A 20,841-nucleotide genomic window follows, 5' to 3' on the forward strand; every position below is an offset into this window, starting at 1 on the left:
TTTCATACTATCGCAGATAGAAAGCATATGCAAGAAGATTGGCCCTTGAAAGCCGAAAACAGCGCGATACCCGGTAGCATCGGCCGATCACGACGGCCTTGCAATAGGCGGGAAAAAGAGAATCGCTTCGTTTTGCCGAATCTTAGAGATTATGACGCCGCCATGTTTGGAATTTTACCCGGATTGTACACGACGGGAGCGGTATTTCAGGTAAAATAGAAGGGAACATAGGATCGTGGCGTCGAAACGAGGTTTTCATGATAAAGAATTGGATTCGAAATCCCCATGTAAAAAAATCGATCAATATAGCGAGCTGGGTGGCGACGGGTCTGTTTTTGTTGTGGATGTGGAGAGCGGGCCTTTTGACCGACGAAAACAAGATCCGCGCGGCGCTCGAGGCATCGGGTGCATTCGCCCCATTGGTCTTTATCGCGATTCAGGCGATACAGGTCGTCATCCCCATCCTGCCCGGGGCGGTGGGCTGCGTCTTCGGCGTGGTCTTCTTCGGCTCGCTAAAGGGATTCTTATACAATTACATCGGCATCTGCCTAGGCTCCATCGCGGCGTTTTACCTCTCCCGGCGCTACGGTTCGGCGTTCGCCAGACAGATGGCGGGGGGAAAGACCTTCGAAAAGTATTTGCACTATCTCGACGATACCTCGCGATTCGAGAAGGTCCTCGCCTTTCTCATCTTCTTTCCGTTTGCGCCCGACGACATCCTCTGCTATGTGGCGGGCTTAAGTCGCATTCGCTTCGAACGGTTTACGACGATAATTCTGTTGGGTAAACCCTTTGCCATCTGGTCCTACACCATGGGCATGGTTTATCTCATCAATGTGGCAACAAAGGTGGCGGGAAAGATCATACTATGAAAGTCTATATTTACTCGCAGTTTCAAAAGTGGATCGCAACCAGCGGCATCGGCCGGGCGGGTATTCACCAAAAGTGGTGCCTTACCCTGGCGGGCGCTCGGGTGGTAGACAATTACAAGGACGCGGACGTGGTGCATATCAACACGATTTTTCCCGGTACGCCCTTTATGGCACATCGGGCGAGAAAAGCCGGAAAGAAAGTGGTCCTCCACGCCCATTCCACCGAAGAAGATTTCCGCAATTCCTTTAAGGGATCCAATCAAATCGCCCCCTATTTCGGAAAATGGATCCGGTACTTATACGAACAGGGAGATGTGGTCGTCACCCCTTCCGCCTACTCCAAGCGGCTCTTAGAAGAAGACGGGGTCGATAAGGATATTTACGTACTCAGCAACGGCATCGATCTCGATTTTTATACCGCCAAGGGCGATGAGCGCAACCGGTTCCGAAAACTCTACGGCTATGGGCCCGAGGATAAGGTTATTATGTCGGTGGGCCTGTGGATCGAGCGAAAGGGGATTTTGGATTTTATCGAATTGGCAAAGTCCATGCCCGAATACCGCTTTATCTGGTTCGGAAAGACCAGCCCGAGCCTGATCCCCGCCAAGGTCGCCCGTGCCATCGAACAGGCGCCCTCGAACCTTCGCTTTCCGGGCTACGTATCCCGCGAGGCGCTGCGCGATGCGTACTTCGGCGCGGATCTGTTCTTATTCCCTTCCTACGAAGAGACCGAAGGCATCGTCGTCCTCGAGGCATTGGCTTCGAAAATCCCCGTGCTCCTCAGAAACATCCCCGTCTACAAAGGCTGGCTCACCCAGGGCCGCGACGTACATATGGCGCGCTCCCACGACGAATTCGCCGAGAAGGCAAAAAAGATTTTGTCCGGTGAGATGCAGGATTTGCGAGAAAACGGGTATAAAGTTGCCCAGTCCCGTTCTTTCGAGAGCATCGGAAAGCGGCTGGTGGATATTTATCAAAGCATCGACGCAAATATGTAAAGGAGACACCATGGAATACAAAGTGTATGGAGACGATATCGTCCTGCGCCTGGATCCGGGCGATAAAATCGCAGAGAGCCTCTTGGTATTGGCAGAGAAAGAAAACATTCAGGCGGCATCGGTCGTGGGCCTCGGCGCCACAGACGACGTAAAGTTCGGCATCATGGACCTAAACGCCAAAGAATATACCGAAATGCATCTGAAAAAGCCCATGGAAATCACCATGTTTATGGGCAATTTGACGAGAAAAGACGGCGAGGCCTATCTCCACAGCCATATCAATCTGGGAGATGTAGAGGGCAATGTTTTCGGCGGCCACTTCCACGAGGGCGTTATCTCCGTCACCGCGGAACTCTTTATCCACACCGTCGGCGGCACCGTGGAGCGCGTGTTTGACGAAAAGAGCGGCGTCAACAAGATGGTATTTTGATCGATTGAGAACGAGAGAGCCCGAGAGGGCTCTTTTTTGATGCCTGCATACGAAAACAGCCCTTTCTATGCCATCGCCGAGCGAGAAATTCTGTATTTCTTTCTTATATGTAAGTGGGAAGATAAAATCTGTGTTAAAATCAGACTAGTTAGCGAACTATCAATGTACCTTTGTTTTCGAGGTTCGTCCTTGAAGCCGAGGGAGGAGGTTTAGGAATATGGATGAAAAGTTGGGCATCATCGCCATTATCGTCGAATCCGGTTCCTCGGACTGTGTGGAGCGCATTAACGGGCTCTTGCACGAGTACCGCCACATTATCGTGGGCAGGCTCGGCATCCCCTATCCCAAGCGGGCGCTGTCTTTGATCAGCGTCGCGGTCGACGGGGAGCAGGACAAGATCAATGCGCTTTCCGGGAAGCTCGGGATGCTCGGCGATGTCACCGTAAAGACGACGTTGGCAGGTGTGCGATGATCGAAGGAATTTTAGAAAAAGCGGGAAGCGGCGCGGGCTTCGACCGACGGGAGCTGCGCTATCTCTTAGAGAACCGCGAACAGCTGGAGAAACGAGTGTTTCAGAAGGCGGAGGCAATCAGTCGGAAGCACTTCCACGGAAAAATCTACGTGCGAGGTTTGATCGAATTTACCAATTATTGTAAAAACAATTGTTTCTACTGCGGCATCCGCAGGGAAAATGCCGGTTTGGAGCGATTTCGCCTCGATGTCGGGGCGATGGAAGATGCGGTCCGTGCCGGCGCGGCGATGGGCTTTCGCACCTTTGTGCTCCAAGGGGGCGAGGATCCCTATTTTACCGACGAGATTCTTGCCGATCGCATTGCACGGATCAAGGCGATCTGTCCCGACGCCGCCGTCACTTTGTCGGTGGGCGAGCGGAGCCGCGAATCCTATGCGCGGCTGAAGCGGGCAGGGACGGACCGTTTTTTGCTCCGCCACGAGACCGCCGATGCCGATCACTACGGCAAATTGCATCCGCCGGAGATGGATCCGGAGAAGAGAAAGCGATGCCTGTGGGATCTCAAGGCATTAGGATACCAAGTGGGGAGCGGATTTATGGTGGGAAGCCCCTATCAGAGGATCGAGAATCTGATCGAGGACTTTATGTTCTTACAAGAACTCGAGCCCGCCATGGTGGGGATCGGTCCCTATGTCCGCCACCACGCCACGCCGTTTAGGGACTTTTCCTGCGGCAGCGTGGATCTCGCGGCGTATTGTATCGCGATTTTGCGGATGCTCTTTCCCAAGGCAAATATCCCGTCTACGACGGCGATGCAGACCTTGGCAAAAGACGGGCGCAATCGGGGCATCCGGGCGGGCGCGAATGTTTTTATGCCGAATCTGAGTCCGCGGGAAAACCGCAGGCGCTATGCGATCTACGACAAGAAGGCGTCCTTTGCATTAGAAGCGGCGGAGAATTTGGAAACATTGAAGGATCAAATCGCAGCCCTGGGCTATACGATCGATATGGGCCGGGGAGATTATAAAGTGGAGGGATGAGAATGTATAACAAGATGTCGCCGAAGGCGGAAGACTTTATCAATAACGAAGAGATACTCGATACCTTAGCCTATGCCGAGGCCCACGCAAAGGACCGGGCGCTTCAGGAAGAAATCCTGGAGAAGGGCAAGAAGATGGAAGGGTTGGACCACCGCGAGGCGGCGGTACTTTTAGTCTCGGAACTTTCCGATGTGCGGGAATCGTTTCGGGAACTCGCCCGGGCGATTAAAAAGAAATACTACGGCAACCGAATTGTGCTCTTTGCGCCGCTGTACTTATCCAACTATTGCGTAAACGGCTGCGTATACTGCCCGTACCACAAGGAAAACGCACATATCGACCGGGTAAAGCTTTCGCAAGAGGAGATCGAACGAGAGGTCGTAGCGCTCCAGGATATGGGACATAAGCGCCTCGCACTGGAATTGGGCGAGGACCCGGTGAACAATCCCATCGAATACGTGTTGGAGAGCATCCGCACGATCTACGGGATCAAGCACAAAAACGGCGCCATTCGCCGGGTGAATGTCAATATCGCGGCGACCACGGTCGAAAATTATCGAAAACTCAAAGAAGCCGAAATCGGCACCTATATTCTGTTTCAGGAAACCTACCACAAAGAAAATTATGAAAAGCTCCACCCGAAGGGACCGAAGGCGAATTGGGCCTACCACACCGAAGCGATGGACCGCGCCATGGACGGCGGCATCGACGATGTGGGTTTGGGGGTATTGTACGGCCTCAACAGCTACAAATACGACTTTATCGGCCAGTTGATGCACGCGGAGCATTTGGAAGCCTATAAGGGCGTCGGGCCCCATACGATTTCGGTGCCTCGAATCCGCCCGGCGGACGACATCGACCCCGATGCCTTTGAAAACGGCGTGCCCGATGCCATTTTCGAGGACATTATCGCCTTGATCCGCGTGGCAGTTCCCTATACGGGGATGATTATCTCCACCCGCGAGAGCATGGAGATGCGCAAAAAGGCCCTGGAACTCGGGGTATCGCAGATCAGCGGCGGCTCCAAGACCTCCGTCGGAGGTTACGACGAGGGGCGCGAAGAAGAAAACTCCGCCCAGTTTGACACCGACGATGCCCGGCCTCTGGACGAGGTGATCGCATGGCTATTGGAGCTAGGGTATTTGCCGAGCTTTTGTACCGCCTGCTACCGCGCGGGGCGCACCGGCGAGACCTTTATGGAAGAGGTAAAGAACTTTCAGATCGCGCAATTCTGCCAGCCCAATGCGATTATGACGCTGGAGGAGTACCTGTCGGATTATGCGACGGCATCGACCCGTGCGCTGGGCGAGCGGCGCATCGAAGAGTTTTTAGACGACGTGGAGCGCGCGGATCTGCGAGAAAAGGCGCGAGAAAATGTCGCCAAGATCCGCGCCGGCGAAAGGGATTTTCGGTTCTGATATGGAGACACAAAAGGGACTGCGCCTGCATATCGGGATTTTCGGAGCGACCAACAGCGGCAAAAGCACGCTGATGAATCTGCTGACGGGACAAAAGACCTCTATGGTATCGGATCTGCCCGGGACGACCACCGATCCGGTGTATAAGAATATGGAGATCGACGGTTTGGGGCCGGTGACGCTGATCGATACGGCGGGCTTTTCCGATGCGACCGCGCTGGGAAATGAGCGCATGCGGCGCACCGTCAAGGTGCTCGACGAGATCGATGCCGCCATTGTTTTGGGAGAGGGCGCCCCGGAGATCCGCGCGGCGCTTTTGGAAAAGAAGATCCCCGTGCTGGCCCTCAGTTGGCCGTTCGAAGCGCGCGATACGATTCTTCAGCGCATTCGAAATCTCTTCAAAGAAAAGGAGCGCGCACCGCGCCTTTTGGAGGGCATTGCATCGCCCGGCGATCATCTGCTCCTGATTATGCCCCAGGACGAATCCGCGCCCCGAGGGCGGCTGATCTTGCCGCAGGTACAGACCCTGCGAGAGATCCTCGACACACAGCTCACCGCCACCGTCGCCACCCCTGAAACTATGGAGGCGGCGATAGAACGCATGGCGGATCCCCCGGATTGGATTGTCACCGACTCCCAGGTTTTCGCCGAGGTGTTCGCGAAAAAGCCCGAAGGCACGAAGATCACCTCCTTTTCGATCCTCTTCGCCCGGGCAAAGGGCGATATAGAGCGCATGGTGGTGGGGGCGCGGACGCTCGATTCCCTTACCGAATCGAGCCGCATTTTGATCTCCGAAGCCTGCACCCACGCGCCCAAGGAAGAGGACATCGGACGGGTGAAGATTCCGCGGCTTCTTCGAAAAAAGATCGGCGAGAGGCTTTGCATCGATTTTTCCCGCGGCATCGATTTTCCCGAAGACGTGGCGTCCTATGATCTGATCGTCATGTGCGGCAGCTGTATGTTTCAGCGGCCCGTGGTGCAGGCGCGGATCGAGGCCGCCGTACGCGCAGGCGTACCGGTCACCAACTACGGGATTTTGATCGCCGCGCTTCGGGGCATTTTGGACGATGTGGATTGGCGATAGCTGTATTGAATGAAAAGAAGGACCCGCTGCATTTGCGGCGGGTCCTTTTTGTGCCCTTCCGTTGTTGAGGGAAACGGGAAGGTTCGTTATAATAGGGTGAGAAACATACGAATGAGGTGGAAGCGTGAATGTATCAATTATATTAGCAGCGGGTGAAGGCACGCGCATGAAGTCGCAAGTGCCCAAAGTGCTGCACAAAGTGGCGGGCAAGGCCATTTTGAGTTATGTGGTCGACAACTGCATTTCGAATGCGATGGACAAAAACGTTGTCATCGTCGGCCACAAAAAAGAAGAAGTGATTTCCTATTTTCAGGACAAGCCACTGAAATTTATAGAACAAAAGGTGGGAGAAGGCATCCCTTACGGCACGGGCTATGCCGTAAAATGCGCCATCGACGAATTCGACGAGGACGATACGGTCTATATCCTCACGGGGGATACCCCCCTGTTTAAGCAGGAGACCATCGCGCGTTTTATGAAGTATGTGGACTATCACGGCTTCGACGCCTGCGTGCTTACCGCCATCGTCAAAAAACCCTTCGGATACGGCCGAATTATCCGCGGCCAGGACTCCAATATCCTGGGCATCGTAGAGGAAAAGGACGCAAGCGACAAGGAAAAGGCGATCACCGAAGTCAACACCGGGATCTTCGCCTTTAAGGGCAGTGCGCTCAAGGACAACTTGGGGGCGCTGACCAGCGACAACAGCCAACAGGAACTGTATCTGACCGATGTCATTCGCCTGCTCCGCGAACAGGGCAAGAACATCGGCGGATTTACCATCGGTTGTGAAGAGGAAATGCTGGGGATCAACTCCCGCGTACAGCTGGCGCAATGTGAAAATATTCTGCGTCGGCGCATCAACGAGCACCATATGAAAAACGGCGTTACCTTCCTCCATCCGGAATCCACCATGGTGGACTTCGACGTGGAGATCGCCCCGGATACCATTTTGGATCCCGGCGTCCATTTGGAAGGCAAGACGAAGATCGGCGAGGGCGTCAGAATTCGCGGCGCCTCGCGCGTATCGGACAGCGTGATCGGAGACGAGGTGGTGATCGACAATTCCGTCATCGAATCCTCCCAAGTTGCGGCGCGCGTGACCATCGGGCCTTTTGCCCATCTGCGTCCGAATAGCGTATTGGAAGAAGACGTGCACATCGGCAATTTTGTCGAGGTCAAAAAATCCCACATCGGCGCCGGCACCAAAGCGGGCCACCTCGCCTATATCGGCGACGGCGAAGTGGGAGAAGGGGTCAACATCGGCTGCGGGGTGATCTTCGCCAACTACAACGGCAAGGAAAAATTCAAGACCGTCGTGGGCGACCATGCCTTTATCGGCTCGAACTCGAATTTGGTGGCGCCGGTAGAAGTCGGCAAGGGCGCCTATGTCGCAGCGGGCAGTACGATTACGGAAGAAGTGGCGGACAACGCCCTGGCGGTTGCCCGAGACAGACAGAGAAACATTCCCGGCTGGGCCGAAAGAAAGGATAAATAATATGCACAATCACGGAGATATCGTAATTTTTTCCGGAAACTCCAATCCGGAATTGGTGGACAAAATCTGCAAGCTCCTCAAGATTCCCTTGGGCGACTGCAATGTCAACCAATTCAGCGACGGAGAAATTTCCATCGACATTAAAGAATCCGTACGCGGCAAGGACGTATTCGTCATTCAGCCCACCTCGGCGTCGGTAAACGACCACTTGATGGAACTTTTGATCCTGATCGACGCACTAAAGCGCGCCAGCGCCGGCCGGATCAATGCCGTGGTGCCCTATTACGGCTACGCCCGCCAAGACCGAAAGGTGCGCGCCCGCGAACCCATTACGGCGAAGCTCGTCGCCAATCTGATCGCCACCAGCGGCGCCAACCGCGTGGTCTGTATGGACCTGCACGCCGGACAGATTCAGGGTTACTTCGACATTCCCGTGGACCACTTGACGGCCATTCCCTACTTAGCGGATTACTTTAACGAAAATATCGACGTATCCAATGTCGTCGCCGTAAGCCCCGACCTGGGCGGCGTGACCCGCACCCGAAACTTCGCCGAAAAATTGGGCAGCGCCCCCATTGCCATCATCGAAAAGCGCAGACCCAAGGCGAATGAGAGCGAAGTTATGAACGTCATCGGTTCTATCGAAGGCAAGGACTGCATCCTGGTCGACGACATCGCCGATACCGCCGGCACCATGTGCAAGGCGGCGGAAGCGCTGAAGAAATACGGCGCGAAGAAAATCTACGGCTGTGCGAGCCACGGCGTGCTCTCCGGCCCCGCCATCGACCGCATCAACAACTCCGTGATGGAAAAATTCGTGATCACCGACACCATCCACCTGCCGGAAGAAAAGCGATCCGAAAAGATCGACATCGTCAGCGTGGCGCCGATCCTCGCGAGCGCCATTCAGCGGATTAACACCGACAATTCCATCAGCAAGATTTTTGACGAAGAATAATGCTGATCGTCGGTTTGGGAAATCCCGGAGATCGCTACCGACACACCCGCCACAATGTCGGTTTTATGGCATTGGACGCCATTGCAGACCATCTGAATATCTCCGTCAATTCCATACGCTTTAAGGGGCTCTACGGCGAGGGGCGCATACAGGGCAAAAAAGTGCGCCTGCTCAAGCCGAGCACCTATATGAACGAAAGCGGACAATCCGTCAGGGAATGTATGCACTATTTTAAGATCCCGCCGGAGGAGGTGCTGGTACTGGTCGACGACATCGACATCGAATTCGGCACCATCCGCATCCGAAAGTCCGGCAGTGCCGGCACCCACAACGGGTTAAAATCGATTATCTATCAAATACGATCCGATCAGTTCCCCCGGCTCAAGATCGCCGTCGGCAAAAAGAATCCCCATATGGATCTCGCCGACTTCGTCCTCTCCGGTTTTTCCAAAGACGAGATTCCGGTGATGGAGGAGACGGTGGAAAAGGCAAAGCGCGCGGCCATCGCCTGGACGATTGACGGCGTCGACAGCGCCATGAATATGTGGAACGGAAAATAAAAAGCAGCCCAAGATTTTGGGCTGCTTTTTAGGAGGAAATATGTCCGATCTTTATAAAGCATTACTCAATCAGGACCACGCCTTTCAAGAAATCCTCGGCGGCCTCAAAGAAGGGGAGACACCCGTGGGCGCTTTTGGGTTGCCGGGGCAGGTGATCCCCCTATGCGCCGAGACCGTGCGCGCCGCTTTGGACCGCCCGGTTTTAATCGTAACCCACGACCCGGTGCGGGCCAAAAAGCTCGCCGAAGACTTGAGCTATTACGCCGAGGGCGGCGTGTATAATCTCTCGGCCCGGGAGTTGTTTTTCTTTCATCGGGACGCCGGCAGTAACGATTTATTGATCGAACGGCTCCGCGCCCTGCACGGCATGGTAACCGGGCGGGCGAAAATCGTGGTGACCACTTTAGAGGCGATGGCGGGGATTTTTCTTTCGCCCGAAACCATGCGGGCGGGAATTTTTACCGTGGAGAGGGGCGATGTCGTTGAGATCGACGCCTTGTCCGAAAAGCTCTTGCGCGCGGGCTATACGCGGGTCGATTTTGTCGAAGGCATGGGGCAGTTTTCGGTGCGCGGCGGCATCGTTGACATCTACGGGCCCGAGCCCTATCCGTACCGAATCGAGCTCTTCGACGTGGAGGCGGACTCGATCCGCCGGTTCGACCCTAATACCCAGCGTTCCATCGAGAATCTGGAGCGAGCGGAGATCTTTCCCGTCCGCGACATTCTGCCCGATGCGGCGCTGTCGGAAGAGATCGCCGATGCCATGGAGCGGGATCTTGCCAGTGCCAAAAAACTCACGCGGGTGAGTTACGACCGGGCGCGGGAAAAATATTTGCCCTATATCGAAAAACTTCGCAGCGGCGAGACGATCTTTAATACGGACCTCTTGCTGCCCTATATTCCCGAAGAAAAGCGCGCGAGCATCAGCGAATACTTTTTTGCCCCGCCGGTGGTGATGATCGACGAGCCCCGGCGGATGGACGAGATTTCCGAAAAGCAGGCGCAGGCACTGGTAGAGACCATGACGGACCTCGCCGATGCCGGGGAGCTTTTGGAGACGCATTTACACATTCAACTGGACTACGCCGATGTAAAAGAACATTTGCGGTCCTATGATACGGTGGTATTCAGCAATATCGTGCGGAGTTTTCCCGAGTACCCCTTAAAGCGGATCGCGAATTTTCGCGTAAAGACCGTCACCAGTTTCGGCGGCAGGCTTCGCTATTTTCGCGAAGAGATTCGCCGGTATCTCGACAGAAACTACACGGTGGTGCTCTTGGGCGGCACCGAGGAAAAGACGGAGCGGCTCCGAGAAACCCTCGAAGAGATGGACTTTCCCGTTACCCGAAAAAAAGACGAATTTACGGCGGGAATCATTCAACTCGACGTGGGACATGTGCACGGGGGCTTCGAATTCGAAGAGCAGCGCTTCGTCTTATTGAATTCCACCGAGATCTTCGGCGACTTTCAAAAGCGAAAGCGCAAAAAAAAGAAGCGCCGCGCCTTTGACCCGGGCACCTTTCAGGTGGGGGATTATGTGGTCCACGAGATGCACGGAATCGGCCGCTTTTTGGGCACGACCAATTTGGAGGTTCAGGGCGTAAGCCGCGATTATATTTCGCTGCAGTACTCCGGCGGCGACAAGTTGTTTTTGCCCATGGATCAGATGTCTTTGGTGCACCCCTATATCGCGAGCGACGATGCGCCGCCCAAGATAAACCGCCTCAACACCCAGACCTGGAAGCGCACCAAGGCAAAGGCGAAGCGCAGCGTAGAGGAGATGGCGGAGGATCTGATCCGCCTCTATGCCAAGCGCGAAAACGTAAAGGGACACGCCTTTCGAGAAGATACGCCCTGGCAAAAGGAGTTCGAAGACGCCTTTCGCTACGAGGAGACTGACGGGCAGCTGAGCGCCATCGCGCAGATCAAAGAGGATATGGAAGAAGAGACGCCCATGGACCGCCTGCTCTGTGCCGACGTGGGATACGGAAAGACCGAGGTGGCGCTGCGAGCGGCCTTTAAGGCGATTATGGACGGAAAGCAGGTGGCATTTTTGGTGCCCACCACCATCCTCGCCCAGCAGCACTACAACACCATGCGCGAGCGGTTTTCGGATTTCCCCGTCGACATCGCCCTGCTTTCGCGCTTTCGGAGCAAAAAAGAGCAGGCGCGCGATCTCGAGGGGTTGCGGATCGGCTCGAAGGACATCGTCGTCGGCACCCACCGTATCCTTTCGAAAGACGTGGTATTTAAGAATCTCGGGCTCTTAATTATCGACGAGGAGCAGCGCTTTGGCGTACGCCACAAGGAAAAATTGAAGCTCTTAAAGGAAAATGTGGATACCTTGACGCTCACCGCGACGCCGATACCCAGAACGCTTCAGATGTCTATGGCGGGCATCCGCGATATGTCGGTGATCGACGAGCCGCCGGAGGAGCGCTTTCCGGTGCAGACCTATGTGGTGGAATACAACGACATTATGATTCGCGAAGCGATCCTCAAGGAGATCGAGCGGGGCGGGCAGGTCTATTTCGTCTACAATCGGGTACAGTCGATGGAAAAGATGCTCGCCGATTTGATGGACCTGGTGCCCGAGGCGACCTTTGCCATGGCGAACGGCCAGATGAGCGAGCGGGAGCTGGAAGATACTATGCTCCGCTTTGTGGAACGGGAGGTCGACGTCCTCTTGTGCTCCACCATTATCGAAACGGGAATGGACGTCGCCAATGCCAATACCATGATCGTGTGGGAGGCGAACCGACTGGGCCTTTCGCAGCTCTATCAGCTGCGGGGCCGCATCGGCCGCAGCAGCCGCATCGCCTACGCCTATTTCACCTATCGTAGGGACGCGAGCATCTCTGAAATCGCCGAAAAGCGCCTGGGCGCCATACGGGAATTTACCGAATTCGGCAGCGGCTATAAGATTGCCATGCGGGATTTGGAGATTCGCGGTTCGGGCAATATTTTGGGCGAGAGCCAGCACGGGCATATGAACGCCATCGGCTACGATTTGTATATCAAATTTCTCAGGCAGGCGGTGGACAAGGCCAAGGGAAAAGAAGACGCCGAAGAGACTGAGACCACTCTCGATGTCCTGATCGACGCCTATATCCCCAAGCACTATATTCGCGACGAGGCGCAGCGCATGGAGATGTATCGAAAGATCGCCATGGTCACCGACGAGGAGGAAGAGGCGGATGTGATCGACGAACTCATCGACCGCTTTTCCGATCCGCCGAAGCCGGTATTGCAGCTGATCCTCCTCTCGAAGATCCGCCACAAGGCGGCGCGGCTGAAAGTCGAGTCGGTGACGCAGAAAAAAGACGAATATATCTTCCAATTCGTGCCGGGCTATGAACTGCCCCTTTCTCTGCTCAACGAACTCACCAGCGTCTTCGGAAAACGGCTCGTGTTTTCCCTTTCCGACCCGGCTTCCATTGCCCTTACGCCGGCGGAGGATGCGTTGGCGGAGCTGGAGCGGGTTTTGGATATGCTGAAATTACACAATTCCCACACACGCAAGGACTGAGGAATTGTTATAATGGAAAAAAACCGAGAGTCAAAAGAAAGGAAAACTATGAAAATAAAAAACAAATTCGTAAAGATCGCCGTCCTCTCTACGGCCTTTGCCCTGGCGCTTACCGGCTGCAGCAGCAAGGATCCGAATCTCGCCGCCACGGTCAACGGCAAGGAGATTGCCAAAGAGGAATACGTACAGGAATATAAGCTCGCCGCCGAACAGGCCATGGCGCAATACGGCGACGACTTCTTAACCCAAGAGGGCCTCGATGGGTCGGGCAAAAAAATGGGCGAAGTCCTGCGTGAAAACACCCTGAAGGGCCTGATCCAAATGGAAATCTTGAAGCAGGAAGCCGCCAAGGAAAAGATCGAGGTCACCGACGAAGAAGTGGACCAAAACATCTCGCAAATGGCCGAAATGTACGGCGGAAAAGAAGCCCTCGATGCGGCGCTGGAAGAACAGAATCTGACGATGGATACGCTGAAGGAATACACACAAAGAAATCTCCTGATGCAAAAATACACCGAAAAGAAGATGAAGGATCTCGAGCCCACCGACGAAGAGATCCAAAAGCACTACGATCAGAACAAGGATAAGTTCAACACCGTAGAGGCGAGCCATATCCTGGTTGAAAAGAAGGAAGAAGCAGAGGCCATTAAAAAGCAATTGGACGAAGGCGGCGACTTTGCGGCCATCGCCAAGGAAAAGAGCAAGGATCCCGGTTCCGCGGAAAAAGGCGGAAGCCTCGGCACCTTTTCCAAGGGGCAGATGGTCAAGGAATTCGACGAGAAGGTATTCTCTATGAAGCCCGGCGAAATCAGCGATCCCGTAAAGACCCAATACGGTTACCACATCATCAAGCTCGACAAGATCAACGACGATTTCAAGAGCGTAAAGGATGCGGTAAAGAGCGATTTGGTACAGACGAAATTCCAAAACTATATGCAAGATCTCGAAAAAAAGGCCAAGGTAAAGCGCATCGTCGACACCTCTGAAGAAATTTCCGTAGAGGCGCCCAAGAAGGCGAATGCCGACACAAAAGCGGACGGCGACAAAAAAGCCGATACGAAAAACACGGCGGAGAACAAACAGACGGATGCCGCCGATACGAAGAAATCCGACACAAAAACAACCGATGCCAAAGCGGAACAGAGCGACAAAAAGGCCGCCGATACGACTGCCGATGTAAAGGACGAACAAGAATAATGAAGAAAGCGCCCGGTGCGCTTTTTTCTTTGTCGAGACGAAAAGAGCGAGACATAAGATACCGCACAAACGGCTGAAAACGGGCGGAAATGTCCGATTTTACTAGACAAAGACTATCGAGGATAGTACAATACATTAGGTAAAAGGAGGACGGAATGGGAAATATACGAATTGTCGGCCTCGGTCCCTCCGACGGATCGGATTTGACAGCCAAAGCGATCGAAGCGATTTCGGACGATTCCGAAAAGTTTCTGAGAACGGATCGTCACGATACCGTGTCGTATTTTCGCGCTCGCTCCATACCTTATACGAGCTATGACTACTTATACGAGACTATGGACGATTTCGACGCGATCTACCGCGCCATCGCGGACGATCTGTTGGAGAAATCGAAGACTCGTAGGATTAGCTATTTTGTTCCCGGCCATCCGATGATCGCGGAAAAGACCGTCACCTATCTATTGGCGGCGGATCCCGAAATCGAGATCGTGGACGGCTTGAGTTTTCTCGAGCCCGTCTTGCGCCTGGTAGGCCGGGACCCGGTAAAGGGTTTGAAGGTCGTCGACGGAGACGACTTTTCGGATTTGGACCTGGACGTGCACACGGACACGATTCTCACCCAGGTCTACAATCGGCGCATTGTCTCGGAGGTAAAGTTAGCCCTGGCGAATTTGTACGGGGACACCCACGAGGTATACGTCTTGTCCCACGCGGGGAATCCGAAGAAGGAATTCGTCGAACGAAGACCGGTATATACGCTGGATCGTTACGACGATTACGGCCATGAGACGAGCCTATACGTGCCCTGCACGGACCGCGTGAATGCGCTGAGAGATCTGATCGAATTGGTGCGCACGCTCCGGGGGCCTGAGGGCTGTCCGTGGGACCGCAAGCAAACCCATAAAACGATGAAAGCCAATCTTCTGGAAGAGGCCTACGAAGCTGCCTATGCTGTCGAATGCGACGATTACGCGGCTTTGGAGGAAGAACTGGGAGATGTCTTATTTCAAGTGGTCTTCCACGCGGAACTCGCGGCGAGCGAAGGGGACTTTACCCTAAGCGACAGCATACAGCGCGTCGTAGAGAAGCTCGTGGATAGACACCCCCATGTATTCGGTGGGGAAAAATGCGATTGGGAAGATAAAAAAGCCGAAGAAACGGGTAACTATCTACTGTCGCAACAGCTTCGCCATCTCGTCGGCTTGCCGGCGCTGATGCGAGGGCAAAAGATCGCAAGACGCATGAAGGATACCGATTTTCTCGCCGAATGTATCGACCAAACGGATGTGGACGACGAAAGCACCGAGCTCGGCCTGTCTCTTCTACGTACGGTAATCGCCGCAGAAGAGAAGGGGATCGACGCGGAATCGGCTTTGGCCGAGGTCCTATCGAAGCTCACGGAGCGCGTCGCCGCAAGAGAAGGCGAAGGGAAGAACAATCTTTAGGAGGAAACAATGAACAAATCTGAACTTATTTCCAGCATCGCTGAAAAGAGCAACTTATCCAAAAAAGACGCGGAAAACGCATTGAACGGCTTCTTGAGCACCATCGAAGAAGCCCTCTCCAAGAGAGAAAAGGTGCAATTGGTCGGCTTCGGTACCTTTGAAGTGCGCGACCGCAAGGCACGGGAAGGCAGAAACCCCAGAAATCCTGAAGAAGTTATTAAGATTCCCGCTTCCCAGGCTCCCGTATTCCGCGCCGGAAAAGCGCTGAAAGAATCCGTCAATAAATAAGAACAGGGCTCCTATGAGCCCTTTTTTTGCAGGTGAAATTATGCGTATCGATAAATTTTTAAAAAATGCCAGGATTATTAAACGCCGTACGGTGGCCAAAGAGGCCTGCGACGGCGGTCGGGTCAAGATCAACGGCAAGACCGCCAAAGCGGGCGACGAAGTGGCCGTAGGCGATATTATAGAAGTACAATTCGGCAATCGCGGCCAAAAGTTGCGCGTACTGGATATTCGGGATAATGTTCAGAAAAAAGGAGCGGAAGCGCTCTACGAATTGATGGCGGACGATTGAAAATATTGTGAAAACGTGCGATACTATACATGTCGAGGTGGTTAGATGAAAAAGCACGGGAAGAGAAACACGATACCGAGAAAAACGGCATATATAACCTTTGCGGTGGTCGTCTTCCTCTGTGCGGCCATCTCCTTGAATACGTATAGGGAGGCGCGATCCCGAGAGGCGCTTTTAGAAGAAAACAGAAAACGCATTCAGACATTGTCGAAGGACATCAAGCAGACCGGTACGGAAATACGAAACAGCGACACCGCGGAATTCGCGGAAAAAGTGGCCCGGGAAGACCTGGGCATGGTCAAGCCGAGAGAAGTGATCTATATCGACAAGGATCGGGATCGCGACAACTCTCGCGACAAGAATATTGAGGAGGACAGAAAATAACATATGGCAGTGGAAGTAGGCAGCATTTTAGACGGCGTGGTCACCGGTATCGTAAAGTTCGGTGCATTCGTTCAGCTCGACGACGCGCATAGCGGATTGGTACATATCTCGGAGATTTCCGACGAGTACGTCAAGGAGGTATCCGATCACCTTTCCAAGGGCATGAAGGTCAAAGTCAAGGTTTTGAACATCGAGTCGGACGGAAAGATCGCCTTGAGCATCAAACAGGCACAACCGAAGTCGGCCAACAAAAGACCGCTTCCCCAGGCGGTTACCTTAAGTCGCGAAGTGCATAAATCCGATGCCACCAGCTTCGACGATATGCTGAACAAGTTTATGAAGGTCAGCAACGAAAAGATCGAAAGCGCAAAACAACGCAGAAATGTACGACAGGGCAAGACGAAGAGAAGATAAAAAGGCGCCGCGCTGCGGCGTTATTTTTTTGAACGGGGGCGAAAATGGACGAGATTTTTGCGAAATATATCGGGCCGGAGGATGCGGTCCTCGTCGCCCTCTCCGGCGGGCCGGATTCGGTATATCTGCTCGATCGCCTGCGGGCGTATCGGAGCGGCTGTCCTTTTTTGCTGGAGGCGGCACATCTGCATCACGGACTCCGAGAGGAGGCGGAGGAGGACCTCTCTTTCGTGCGCGATCTGTGCGATCGGTGGCAGATCCCCCTCTATGTCGAACGCGCGGATGTTTCGGCCTACGCCCGAGCGGCGCATTTGGGGATCGAAGAAGCGGGGCGCGTATTGCGCTACGATTTTTTGCGCCGGCACAAGCGCCCGGGCGGCATGATTGCCCTGGGCCATCACCTCGACGACCAGGCGGAGACGCTCCTCTTTCGGCTGATTCGCGGCACGGGACCGGAGGGCATGGTCGGCATGCGCGTGCGGGAAGGGGATCTCTTTCGGCCGCTGCTTTTTACCAGAAAAGCCGAGATCATCGCCTATCTCGAGGCGGCGAATATCCCTTATGTCACAGATGCCACCAATGAAGCGCCGATCTATGCGAGAAACAAGATTCGGCTCGAGATTTTGCCGGCGGCGGAATCGATCAACGAAGGATTTGTCGAGAGCCTGGAGCGCTTTCGTCGCATGATACAGGCCGATGCGGAATACTTGCGCGCGGCGGCGCATACAGAGTTTCATCGCCTCGCAATGTGTAAGAGGGAGGGATTGTTTCTTTCGAAGGCGGTCTTCGATCTGCCGGCCTCCCTCGCCGATCGCGTACTCAGAATGGCGGCCGAGAAAATGCGGGGCGATCTTCAGAATATCGGTTACGAACATATTCGCTCCCTTTACGGCCTAAGGGATGCCGAGAGCGGAAAGGGTATAGATCTACCGGGCGTGCGCATTCGCAGTTCCTACGACGCACTGGTCTTTGAATGGCAGGGTCAATATGCAGCGCCGACACAAGTCGTGCCTTTGAAAGACGGAGCGGCGACCTTCGACGGGCACCGGTTTTTTATCACAGAAGATAGGCATCTGCCCTATGTGTATATTCGCGATCCCGGAGATATTCGGATTCGCACCCGTCGTCCCGGCGACCGCATCGCCATACGGGGCGGCATGAAGAAAATAAAAGACGTCTTTATCGACGCAAAGATCGACCGAGGCCTGAGAGATCGCTGGCCTCTGGTCGTCGAAGGAGAAGAAGTGGTATGGGTCCCGGGACTCAGAAAGGCATATAGACAGGAGGAAAAAGGATGGAAAAAGCTCGCATGGCGTCCATCGAAAAAGGCGTAGGCGAAGTGTTGGTCTCGAGAGAAGAGATCGACGAAGCGGTGGCGCGCATCGGCAAAGCGGTCACCGAAGACTTTCAGGGCGAAGATTTGGTGGTGATCGGCATCTTAAAGGGCGCGGTGGCGTTTATGGCGGATTTGATGCAGGCGATCGATTTGCCCCTCGAGATCGATTTTATGGCGGTATCCAGCTACGGCACCTCCACCACTTCTACGGGAGAAGTGCGCATCCTAAAGGATTTGGAGTGCACGGTAGAGGGCAGAAGCGTGTTGATCGTTGAGGACATCATCGACACGGGAATCACTTTGAGTTATTTAAGCAAGGTGATGGAAAGCCGCGGCGCAAAGCGGGTTTCCATCGCGGCCCTTCTTACCAAGCCCGCCCGCAGGGAGCGCGCCGTGCAGGTGGACTATGTGGGGTATGAAGTCGAGGACAAATTCGTCGTGGGCTACGGCATCGACTACGCCGAAAAATATCGAAATCTCCCCTATGTCGGTGCACTGAAACCTTCCGAATACGAAAAGTAATAGAACTCCCCATTTTGTGGTATACTGTTTTTTAACGAACAAAAAGGAGGGTTCTTATATTGAATAGAAAATGGAGCGGAGTCGCCTTTTATCTGGTGCTTCTCGCCATGTTGCTCTTCGGCATTTTTTACATGAAACCTTCTCAGAAATCGTCCGAAGAGATCAGCTACACAAAATTAATTGAAGAAATCGACAACAAACAAGTCGAGTCCATAGATGTAAAGGGATCGGAAGCCGTGGTCTCGAAAAAAGGCGATACGATCGTGCGGGCGCAAATCCCGCCGATGGTTTGGGATTCATTTTATGAAAACCACCTGAAGGCGCCGGTGGAAGCGGGCGAGATCACCCTCTCCGCCACGCCGGTCTCCGAGGGCGGATCGACCATCGCCGGCTTTTTGCCGACCTTTTTGGTGATGCTCTTTATGGGCTATATCTTCTTCAGCATTATGAAGTCCCAGCAGGGCGCCGGCGGCCGCATGATGAATTTCGGCAAGAGCCGGGCGCGCGTCGTCGAAGAAAAAGACGGAAAGACTATCACCTTCGACGATGTGGCGGGATTGGAAGAAGAAAAGGAAGAACTTTCTGAGATCGTAGAGTTCTTGAAAAATCCCAAAAAGTTCACGACTATGGGCGCGCGCATCCCCAAGGGCGTGCTTTTGGTGGGACCGCCGGGAACCGGAAAGACGTATCTTTCCAAGTCGGTGGCGGGCGAAGCCAAGGTGCCTTTTTATATTATGAGCGGTTCGGACTTCGTAGAAATGTATGTTGGCGTCGGCGCGAGCCGCGTGCGGGATCTCTTTGAGACGGCAAAGAAGAATGCGCCCTGCATTATCTTTATCGACGAAATCGATGCCGTGGGGCGCCGCCGGGGCGCGGGCCTCGGTGGCGGGCACGACGAGCGCGAGCAGACCTTAAACCAGCTCCTCGTCGAGATGGACGGCTTCGGCACCAATGAAGGGGTCATCGTGATGGCGGCTACGAACCGGGCGGACATTCTCGACCCGGCGCTGTTGCGCCCCGGTCGCTTCGACCGGCAGATCTACGTGGGATTGCCAGACGTGCGGGCGCGGGAGGAGATTTTAAAGCTCCACGGCCGCAAAAAGCCGTTGGCGGACGATGTGGATATGCGCATCGTGGCCAAGCGCACGCCCGGATTTACACCGGCAGATCTGGAAAATCTGATGAACGAGTCCGCGCTATTGGCGGCGCGAGAAAATCATAAAAAGATTCCCATGTCCGTCATCAACGAAGCCAGCATCAAAGTCATAGCAGGCCCTGCTAAGAAGAGTTCCGTCATCCAAGAAAAAGAGCGCAAGCTCACGGCGGTACACGAAGCGGGGCACGCGGTGGTATCGCGCCTTTTACCGGAACACGACCCCGTGCATATGATCACGATTATTCCCCGGGGACAAGCGGGCGGTTTTACGGCCTATTTGCCGGAGGACGACATTCTGCACTTCACCACCAAGACCGAGATGACCCACCGATTGGTGAGCCTCTTGGGCGGAAGGGTCGCAGAGGCTTTGGTACTCGACGACATCTCCACCGGGGCGAGTAACGATATAGAGCGCGCTACGGCCATCGCCCGGGAGATGGTGACCAAATACGGCATGAGCGAAAAGATTGGCACGTTGAGCTACGGCAGCGATTCCGAATCGGTATTTTTGGGCCGGGATCTCAGTCATACCAAGGATTATTCCGAAGAGGTGGCGGCGGAAATCGACGAGGAAATGCGCCGCATTATCGGCGAAGCCTACGATAAGGCCTCCTCGCTCTTAAAATCCCATATGGATACCCTTCTGCGCGTATCCGATGCACTACTGGATCGGGAAACCATCAGCGGCAAGGAATTTGAAATCCTCTTTAACGGCGGTTCGCTGAAAGCCGACCCCTACGGAAGCGGAGAGAAAATCGAACAATCCGAACTTTCGGAGGAAGCGGAAGAAGCGCTGGAAGATAATAAATAGAGCATAAAAAAGAACATGCCGAAGGCGGTATGTTCTTTTTTTGTACCTTGAATTTACAATCTAAGTGCAACAAAAAATGATTCACCGTTTTCTGGTAAAATTATGTCGACAAAAACCAATCAACCAGGAGGAACGATGAA

General features: G+C 54.1%; 20 protein-coding genes. All 20 read left to right on the forward strand.

Annotated elements, in window-relative coordinates:
• The first annotated feature begins 257 nt into the window (after positions 1-257).
• A complete protein-coding gene (locus tag QO008_RS07630; RefSeq protein WP_126464968.1) occupies positions 258-872 on the forward strand; it encodes a TVP38/TMEM64 family protein in 615 nt (204 codons plus the stop codon).
• Entirely contained in the window at positions 869-1,870 is a 1,002-nt protein-coding gene (locus QO008_RS07635) for a glycosyltransferase family 4 protein (protein ID WP_126464970.1), read from the forward strand. Before QO008_RS07630 ends, QO008_RS07635 begins: the two co-directional genes overlap by 4 nt.
• Before the next feature lie 10 nt (positions 1,871-1,880).
• Positions 1,881-2,300, forward strand: coding sequence for a PPC domain-containing DNA-binding protein (locus tag QO008_RS07640; RefSeq protein WP_126464972.1), 420 nt, complete (start codon positions 1,881-1,883; stop codon positions 2,298-2,300).
• A 217-nt stretch (positions 2,301-2,517) separates the two neighbouring features.
• Positions 2,518-2,772, forward strand: a complete 255-nt coding sequence (locus tag QO008_RS07645; protein ID WP_307385480.1) for a TM1266 family iron-only hydrogenase system putative regulator — start codon at positions 2,518-2,520, stop codon at positions 2,770-2,772.
• A complete protein-coding gene (hydE, locus tag QO008_RS07650) occupies positions 2,769-3,812 on the forward strand; it encodes a [FeFe] hydrogenase H-cluster radical SAM maturase HydE (protein WP_307385482.1) in 1,044 nt (347 codons plus the stop codon). The genes QO008_RS07645 and hydE overlap by 4 nt, the downstream gene beginning before the upstream one ends.
• A complete protein-coding gene (gene hydG, locus QO008_RS07655) occupies positions 3,809-5,230 on the forward strand; it encodes a [FeFe] hydrogenase H-cluster radical SAM maturase HydG (protein WP_307385484.1) in 1,422 nt (473 codons plus the stop codon). The genes hydE and hydG overlap by 4 nt, the downstream gene beginning before the upstream one ends.
• Entirely contained in the window at positions 5,187-6,314 is a 1,128-nt protein-coding gene (locus tag QO008_RS07660; protein ID WP_307385486.1) for a GTPase, read from the forward strand. The genes hydG and QO008_RS07660 overlap by 44 nt, the downstream gene beginning before the upstream one ends.
• A 124-nt stretch (positions 6,315-6,438) precedes the next feature.
• Positions 6,439-7,812 carry a bifunctional UDP-N-acetylglucosamine diphosphorylase/glucosamine-1-phosphate N-acetyltransferase GlmU gene (gene glmU / locus QO008_RS07665; RefSeq protein WP_307385489.1) on the forward strand — a complete coding sequence of 458 codons (1,374 nt, stop codon included), beginning with the start codon at positions 6,439-6,441 and terminating at the stop codon, positions 7,810-7,812.
• Position 7,813: 1 nt separating this feature from the next.
• Positions 7,814-8,770, forward strand: coding sequence for a ribose-phosphate diphosphokinase (locus QO008_RS07670; protein ID WP_197721108.1), 957 nt, complete (start codon positions 7,814-7,816; stop codon positions 8,768-8,770).
• Positions 8,767-9,330 carry an aminoacyl-tRNA hydrolase gene (gene pth, locus QO008_RS07675; protein WP_126464984.1) on the forward strand — a complete coding sequence of 188 codons (564 nt, stop codon included), beginning with the start codon at positions 8,767-8,769 and terminating at the stop codon, positions 9,328-9,330. Before QO008_RS07670 ends, pth begins: the two co-directional genes overlap by 4 nt.
• A 40-nt stretch (positions 9,331-9,370) precedes the next feature.
• Positions 9,371-12,859, forward strand: a complete 3,489-nt coding sequence (gene mfd, locus QO008_RS07680) for a transcription-repair coupling factor (RefSeq protein ID WP_126464986.1) — start codon at positions 9,371-9,373, stop codon at positions 12,857-12,859.
• Positions 12,860-12,907: 48 nt separating this feature from the next.
• Positions 12,908-14,056 (forward strand): peptidylprolyl isomerase, encoded by a 1,149-nt coding sequence (locus QO008_RS07685; protein ID WP_307385491.1) that lies wholly within the window; start codon positions 12,908-12,910, stop codon positions 14,054-14,056.
• A gap of 155 nt (positions 14,057-14,211) precedes the next feature.
• The gene (locus tag QO008_RS07690; protein WP_126464990.1) at positions 14,212-15,501 is read left to right on the forward strand and encodes a MazG nucleotide pyrophosphohydrolase domain-containing protein; all 1,290 of its coding nucleotides are present in this window, start codon (positions 14,212-14,214) and stop codon (positions 15,499-15,501) included.
• 9 nt (positions 15,502-15,510) lie between these two features.
• Positions 15,511-15,789 (forward strand): HU family DNA-binding protein, encoded by a 279-nt coding sequence (locus tag QO008_RS07695; RefSeq protein WP_126464992.1) that lies wholly within the window; start codon positions 15,511-15,513, stop codon positions 15,787-15,789.
• Positions 15,790-15,829: 40 nt separating this feature from the next.
• A complete protein-coding gene (locus QO008_RS07700; RefSeq protein WP_126464993.1) occupies positions 15,830-16,078 on the forward strand; it encodes an RNA-binding S4 domain-containing protein in 249 nt (82 codons plus the stop codon).
• Between the two features lie 45 nt (positions 16,079-16,123).
• Positions 16,124-16,462 (forward strand): FtsB family cell division protein, encoded by a 339-nt coding sequence (locus QO008_RS07705; protein ID WP_126464994.1) that lies wholly within the window; start codon positions 16,124-16,126, stop codon positions 16,460-16,462.
• Between the two features lie 3 nt (positions 16,463-16,465).
• Entirely contained in the window at positions 16,466-16,876 is a 411-nt protein-coding gene (locus tag QO008_RS07710; protein ID WP_126464995.1) for a S1 RNA-binding domain-containing protein, read from the forward strand.
• A gap of 44 nt (positions 16,877-16,920) precedes the next feature.
• The gene (gene tilS / locus QO008_RS07715; RefSeq protein ID WP_307385495.1) at positions 16,921-18,210 is read left to right on the forward strand and encodes a tRNA lysidine(34) synthetase TilS; all 1,290 of its coding nucleotides are present in this window, start codon (positions 16,921-16,923) and stop codon (positions 18,208-18,210) included.
• Entirely contained in the window at positions 18,171-18,734 is a 564-nt protein-coding gene (gene hpt, locus QO008_RS07720; protein WP_232006498.1) for a hypoxanthine phosphoribosyltransferase, read from the forward strand. The genes tilS and hpt overlap by 40 nt, the downstream gene beginning before the upstream one ends.
• A 59-nt stretch (positions 18,735-18,793) precedes the next feature.
• The gene (ftsH, locus tag QO008_RS07725) at positions 18,794-20,701 is read left to right on the forward strand and encodes an ATP-dependent zinc metalloprotease FtsH (RefSeq protein WP_126464997.1); all 1,908 of its coding nucleotides are present in this window, start codon (positions 18,794-18,796) and stop codon (positions 20,699-20,701) included.
• Positions 20,702-20,841: the final 140 nt, after the last annotated feature.

The sequence above is a fragment of the Aedoeadaptatus ivorii genome, from assembly GCF_030815095.1.
GTDB classification, from domain to species: domain Bacteria; phylum Bacillota; class Clostridia; order Tissierellales; family Peptoniphilaceae; genus Aedoeadaptatus; species Aedoeadaptatus ivorii.